We start from the raw sequence: 4,373 nt of genomic DNA on the forward strand, positions 1-4,373 counted from the left end.
GCCGTGCCCGAGCCTGCGCGAAACTCGGTGTCGCCACGTTCGTGCCGCCGGGCACTTTGATTGGTGTCGCCGCGTTGGTCCAGCCTGAGCACCTCGTCGAGGTGGAGGCGATCGCGGTTCTCGACTAGCACGCGCGCTTCGGCGGCGAGGCTACGGCGACGCGGACTGGCTGACACCGATCCTGAACCGGGCGCCTGCGCTTCGCCCGGCTTGATACCGGGGTGACACGAGCGCAGGGGTGCTCATCCACAGACGTCACGCCATCGATTGAAAACGGTGATCGCCACGACGAACGCGGCAACGATCACCATCCACCGTCGCCGCAGCAAGTCGCCACCCGAAACACTCATTTTCCTGCCCTTCAAAAAAGCGCGCGCTACACGACATTCGGAACCAGGCGCCGGGGTCCGGTTGTCGCCCTCGTCCAGCAAGTACACCCAGACAGGTACTCATTGGTCGGCGCCCTGGAAATCAACCGACTTTGAGTACCGATTTCACTCAGGACGACGTTGCGGTCTGCGTTGCGCTGCAGCCACTCTGATGTCGCTAAAGGTGCGCTGAGAGGGCTTAGTTGTTACGAACGAACCGACTGACCTGCTGTGGTGTGGGCGTCCTGAACCTATCGCTTGGGGTTGAGTTGGGTTCGCAGGCGGATGACCGGCAGTTCGCGGTCGGTTTTCTTCTCGTAGCCCGCGAAACGTTTTGCGGTGCTGGCGATCTGGCGCCACGCGTGCTCGCGGGCAGCGCCTGTGAGCTGCTCGGCGCACACCGCGTAGGTCCGGCCGGCGAGCTGGATCTGCACGTCGTCGGGGTGCGCGCGCAGGTTGTAGTACCAGTCGGGGTTTTTGGCGGCCCCGGCCGCGGACGCCACGATCAGCCAGCTGTCGGGGCCGTCGGGGAAGTAGGCGACCGGGGTGTGGCGTGGTGCGCCGCTCTTGGCGCCGACGGTGGTCAACACCAGCGACGGGAAGCCCATCACCTTCGGGGCCTTGCCGCGGATCCGTCTCATGTTAAAGGCGTTGATCCAGTTCATCAGCCTCTTGCTGGGCAGGCGGGCACCGCGGGTGCCGTGGGGGGTATCAAAGCTCATCAACTCTCTCCTTCTACTTTCGTTTTTTGCTTGACGGTCAGCGGTCGCTGAGCCCGTCAGAGGGGCCGGTGTTTCACAGGTCCGTGGAACTGGAACCGTGGTCTATCTCAGGGGTGCAGCGGACCTCGCAGACGATGGGGTCGCCGCCCGATTTCGAGGGTGATACCCGCGAGACTGAAGGCGACCACGACGATCTCTGCTCTGACGAGGTGCAGACTCTGCTCGACGGTGGAATCGACGTTCATCCCGAAGATGCGAACCGCGAGAACGACACCGTTGAACAGGGCCGAGAAGATCAGACCGGTGAGCGTCCGTTGATTCGTGCGCAGGCAGTACGCGAGGAACGCGGCGCAGCCTAGCGGGAAACCGGCGAAGCCCACGCGATAGATCGTCGCGCCCAGGGGATTGGTGAAGGCAATGCCCCGTTCTGCTGCTTGTTCTTCTGGATGGGCCAGGTTGCGGACACCGACCATGGTCAAGATCGCTGCCGGCGGTAGCAAGACGGACTTGCTCATCCAGGGTGACAACTTCCAGAACATATTCACTCGAGCCTCCTTGGCACGAACCTGTGGTGCTGACATCGCGTCTTCCCGACAAGGGATCGTGAACCGTCGAAAGTTCACGATTCCCCTGGCGGATAGGCGCTTTCGTGCATCTGCGCGGTGGACGTGTCTACCGCCCATGAGCCTTAGGGGTCAGTAGGACGCCGCGCCCCACAGCTTGGCGCTCTCCATGACGAAGTCGTAGTAGGAGCGCGGGCTGCGGCCCAGGCGTCGGCGCAGACGCTCGAGTTCGGCGTCGGTCGATGCGGGGCCATTCTCTTGGAAGTGCTTCATCATGTACTTGAAGTCGTAGACCATCTAGCTGGGGGCGAAGGCCTGCAAGCTCTGGACGTATTGGTCGAGGTCGTCCCCGATGTATTCGATTGGGCGGCCAAGCGCTTCGCTCCACAGTTTGACGCAAGCTTCGCCGGTCAGAACGTCCTCGGCGGTCACCTCGTAGACTTCTGGACCGAGTGCTTCCTCGGCCGCCAGCCGGCGTTGAAATTCCAGTACCGCGACCTCGGCGATGTCGCGAATGTCGGTGAAGGACACACCTTTTTGCCCGATCGGGAACGGGAACACGCCCTGGCCGACGAGAGAATCCTTGACGACCGGGCTCTGCATGTAGGCGTTCGGGCGCAAGATGGTCACCGGCATGTGGAATTTCTCGATCATGTGCTCGGCGGCGAATTTCGAGGCGAAGTGGGGAACGTCCGCGGTCTGCTCGACCTGAAACACCGACAAGTACACGATGGCTTTGATGTTCGCCTCGCGACACAAATTGAGCGCGGAGATCGTGGCGTTCAACTCATCGGGCACGACCGGACTGAGCAGGAATACCGCGTCGACGCCGTCCATCGCCGCCCGCAGCGCATCCACGTCGAGCAGTTCACCCTTGACCGCAGTGACACCCGGCCCGAACGTTGCCTTTTCCGGGGACCGCGTGAACGCTCGAACGTCCAATCCCGCCGCGACCAGCTGTTCGACCACGACCGAGCCGACGTTGCCGGTCGCGCCGGTGACTAAAACACTCATGATCTCCTCCGATACCGTATGGACTTGCCGCCGTGGCGCGCTATGAGATCTGGCGCTTCTCGGCAGTATGCTTAGCTTCTCAGTCGAAGCTACGCTACCGTAGCTCAAATTGCTTGGAGGAGTCAACCGGTGTCTTCAGAATCCCCAACCCCAGCCGGCCCGACGAGGGGCGCTGATCCGCCGCGGCGTTCCAAGGAAGCCGTGAAGTCCGCCAGCCTGGCCGCCGCCTACGAGCTGCTGACCGAGGCCGGCTTCAGCGGCGTCAGTTTCGACGAGGTATCACGCCGTTCCGGTGTCGCCAAGACCACGATCTACCGCTATTGGCCGACACGCTCAGCCCTATTGTTCGATGCCGTCATGCAATTCGCCCCTCGGCTTCCGACGCCCGCCACCGGCAACCTTCAGGCCGACCTGACCGCATTGGCGCTCGCTTTGGCTCAACGCTTGCAGACAGGCCGGTGGTCTTCCGCGCTGCCCTCGATCATCGACGCCGCCGAACGTGACCAGGAGGTCGCTGATCTTCAATCGCGCACTCACGCGGGAATGATCTCGGGCTTCAACACGATTGCGGCGCGGGCGCAGGAACGCGGCGAACTCGACGCGTCGTTCGACGTCTCCGAGCTCACTGCCAACATTGCCGGCCCCATCTTCTACCGCCGGTGGTTTGCACGCCAAGAGATCGACGATGCCTTCGTCCGCGGGGTCGTCGCGCGGGCGCTTCGCACCCCGTGATGCCCGCGTTGCGCCCACGGCCCCGTTCCTCTCCGTGCTTGTAGGCCCAGGGTTTCGACCGTGAACCGCCCTGCCCTGTGGGACGCAGCGGCGGCGCACACGGGAGTAATGGTTCTGCTCGGATCGCGGGTGGGTGGGTCCCGGCGAGCGTCCCAACCGACCTGTCGGTTGCCGCAGAACGCCGTGGCGTCCCAGGCCTTGGACTAGCGGCCTCACGTTGCGGGGCTGATGTGTAGACCGCCGTTGACTGCGACATATAGCTACGATAGCGTATCGTAGCTAGTTCAAGGCGGGACGACATCAGGAGAACTCACGATGACTCTCGAGCAAACCCGACTGGTGACCGGCGACGTGGCGACGCTGACGCGCTTCTACGAGGGCGTCAGTCAGGGGAAGGCTGCAATCATCAACAGCGGCTATGTCGAATTCCACAGTGAGCCCTGTGGGGGACTGGCCATTGTGGGCCCCGCGGATATTCAGGCATATCGCACGGGTGTCGTCGAGCCGGGGGCCGCCGACATCGGGGCGGCGTTGAGGCTATTCGTCACCGAGTACGCCGTTCGGGGCGGCCAACCCTGGCTGGACGCCGAGGGGCTACGGCGTTTGCTCCGAGCGATTTTCACCGCAGCCGGCGGTGCACACGACGACTGGAACGACTACGACCGGGCGATGGCCGAACAGCGCCGGGCAGCGGTGCTCACCCGCCCCGACCGCGTTTACAGCAACTGATGGCGCTGCACGACACGGCGTTTCGGGGTCTCGCCATATCACCGCCTGCTCATGGCTATTCGCGGTGCTGAAGTCATGGGGGCCAACACATTTCGCCGCCGCAAGCTCTCACGATAAGGAGTCTGGATGACCATCACTTTGACGAACCCGCGTGCCCTGCCGAAGGTCGACTTTCACCGCCAGGTGTCGATTGCTACCGGTTCCAAGCTCGTGTTCATGGCCGGGCAGGTCGCCTGGGACGCCGA

General features: G+C 63.3%; 6 protein-coding genes. 2 read left to right on the plus strand and 4 right to left on the minus strand.

What is annotated here, in order from left to right:
- Positions 1–619: 619 nt before the first annotated feature.
- The 4 genes from ACZY0B_RS26825 to ACZY0B_RS26840 form a co-directional block, all read right to left on the minus strand.
- On the minus strand, positions 620–1,090 hold the full coding sequence (locus tag ACZY0B_RS26825; protein WP_463767265.1) for a nitroreductase family deazaflavin-dependent oxidoreductase: 471 nt from the start codon (positions 1,088–1,090) through the stop codon (positions 620–622).
- A gap of 107 nt (positions 1,091–1,197) precedes the next feature.
- Entirely contained in the window at positions 1,198–1,569 is a 372-nt protein-coding gene (locus tag ACZY0B_RS26830; protein WP_463767266.1) for a hypothetical protein, read from the minus strand.
- A gap of 216 nt (positions 1,570–1,785) precedes the next feature.
- Positions 1,786–1,950: a hypothetical protein gene (locus ACZY0B_RS26835; RefSeq protein ID WP_463767267.1), complete on the minus strand. Its 165-nt coding sequence runs from the start codon at positions 1,948–1,950 to the stop codon at positions 1,786–1,788.
- Complete coding sequence (locus ACZY0B_RS26840; protein ID WP_463767268.1) at positions 1,951–2,667, minus strand: SDR family oxidoreductase; 717 nt, start codon at positions 2,665–2,667, stop codon at positions 1,951–1,953. It abuts the gene before it with no gap.
- Positions 2,668–2,868: 201 nt separating this feature from the next.
- Between ACZY0B_RS26840 and ACZY0B_RS26845 the strand changes: the two genes are divergently transcribed.
- A complete protein-coding gene (locus tag ACZY0B_RS26845; protein ID WP_463767269.1) occupies positions 2,869–3,399 on the plus strand; it encodes a TetR/AcrR family transcriptional regulator in 531 nt (176 codons plus the stop codon).
- 315 nt (positions 3,400–3,714) lie between these two features.
- On the plus strand, positions 3,715–4,128 hold the full coding sequence (locus tag ACZY0B_RS26850) for a hypothetical protein (RefSeq protein ID WP_463767270.1): 414 nt from the start codon (positions 3,715–3,717) through the stop codon (positions 4,126–4,128).
- Positions 4,129–4,373 lie beyond the last annotated feature (245 nt).

Source organism: Mycobacterium sp. IDUB_19 (assembly GCF_055419445.1).